Annotated in this window: 2 protein-coding genes; both read right to left on the reverse strand. The window is 39.1% G+C overall.

Features of this window, described 5'->3' with window-relative positions; all coding sequences use genetic code 11:
- Positions 1-78: 78 nt before the first annotated feature.
- Positions 79-1,143, reverse strand: coding sequence for an RNA-guided endonuclease InsQ/TnpB family protein (locus OGM63_RS18915; RefSeq protein WP_263747204.1), 1,065 nt, complete (start codon positions 1,141-1,143; stop codon positions 79-81).
- 10 nt (positions 1,144-1,153) lie between these two features.
- Complete coding sequence (locus OGM63_RS18920; protein WP_263747205.1) at positions 1,154-1,732, reverse strand: IS607 family transposase; 579 nt, start codon at positions 1,730-1,732, stop codon at positions 1,154-1,156.
- Between the last annotated feature and the right edge of the window lie 102 nt (positions 1,733-1,834).

Consider the following 1,834-nt stretch of genomic DNA (forward strand, 5'->3'; position numbering starts at 1 on the left):
CAGATAGTCTTTAACCCGGTAATTTCCGGCATAAACCCGAAAAACTGTGTATTAGGCGCTATCTAGCCTTATCTCCGGTTAATTCCCGGAGATTGTTTTTAGAAAAATATTTATACTACCGTTAGCATCTCTATCAATTTTGTGCCCACATTCTGGGCATTTAAAACTTTTAGATCCGCCTAGTTTGCGATGTATGTGACCGCATCGCGAACAGGTTTTGCTTGTATATTCTTCTGTTACTTCAATTACTTGAGAGTTTCGCTTAACTGCTTGATGCTTTAGTTTTTGTTTGAAGCGGTAATGCGCCCACGTCAACATGCTTCTAGCGGTTTTACTATTTATCTTTCGTTTAGCCTTATAGACCATTTCTGAAGATTCAAAGGTGGGTATGATAATTTGAGAATAGTTAGAAGTTAAAAAACAAGCCGCTTTTTTATGGCACTCATCCACAAGGTTTTTGATTTTGATTCTGACTTGTTGAGCAACTTTTCTAAGGTTAAATCTTTTCCGCTTATTAATTTTTCCTTTAGCTTTAGTAGTTTCTGATTGAAGCTTGTCTAAACGCTTGCAGAGATTAACTATGCGAGATATTGAACCATTACCTATTTCAATTACGTTATTGCCATCAAAACCCGTCAAAAATGTTCGTACTCCAGGATCTAAGGCTATCGCTTGTTGCTTATTGTTTTCTAGTCTTTGTTCCTCAATAGTGTAAGTTATGAACCATCTGCCTCTATCTAGCACGATATTGAAATCGCTCGGAATTACTTCTGGAATCTTTTCACTCTCGTTTGCTTTAAGATCGGACAGCTTTAATCCCGACTCTGTTTTGTGAGTAGGGTAAGTAATACTTTTCTTCCAATTTTGCGCTTGTAATTTAAAAGATAAAACCGGATTGCTACAACTCCTAAACGTTGGACAAAATTTGTCTTTAGTGCGGGAAAATGCAACATGAGCATCAAGAACCGCAGCGCCTCGCAAATTATAAGGAGTTGAACTTACCCACTCTGGAATATTCGACATTACTGACTTGCGTAAATCGTAGCCACTTAACAGTTTGCTTCCCGCATTAAACGCCTCTCGAAGTGTCGCAATGCCCGCGTTATAACAATATCGTGAAGCTGCTAACCATTTTCGCCACACAGCTTTTAATTCAGCTTCCGGGTAAAGTCTTATCTTCTTTGATTTGAGTTTTGTACTTTCGTAATCCGTACAATCGACAAGAGAAGACGTGTACGATTGCCAATATGTCTTCCACCATTTCTCTTTCTGGACTAAGTTCTGTGTTGTTGCAAACCACGAGTTCTGTATCGTTGAGTTCACAAATCCATCGCAATAACTCAAATCCAAATCTTGCAAGTCGGTCTTTGTGCCCGACCACAACTTGTTTGACATCTCCTGACATAACTCGTTCCAGAATGGCTTTAAGCTTTTTTCTGTTGTAGTTAAGTCCTGATCCGACTTCTTTAATGACTTCGCTTTCTGGGTATAGGCTTTGCAAATAATCTGCTTGAATGAGCAAATCTGCTTTTTGTTTGTGACTACTGACTCTGGCGTAGATGATACTAGCTCTGCATTCTTTTCCGGTAATCGATTCGATGTCGTATCTGCGATGCCCGGAAGGAGTTCTGATGGTTCGTATTTTTCCCTGTTCGTCCCAGTTTCGTAACGTTCTTTCCGTAACTCCGAGAATGTTTTGCGCCTCCTTGGGACTGACATATTTTTTTGACATTTGGTAGTTTTAATCTTTGTTAATTAATACTACCACGCCTATTTGTCGTTTTCCGGAATATTCCGGAAAATAGTAGTTATTTGCGGTTCTATCTTTAACAGT

Origin of the sequence: Plectonema radiosum NIES-515 (assembly GCF_025753815.1) — a bacterium.
Lineage (GTDB): Bacteria > Cyanobacteriota > Cyanobacteriia > Cyanobacteriales > Nostocaceae > Hassallia > Hassallia radiosum_A.

Excerpts from the sequence above, each read along its gene's own strand:
- OGM63_RS18920 (WP_263747205.1), bottom strand. The coding sequence starts at position 1,732 with ATGTCAAAAAAATATGTCAGTCCCAAGGAGGCGCAAAACATTCTCGGA.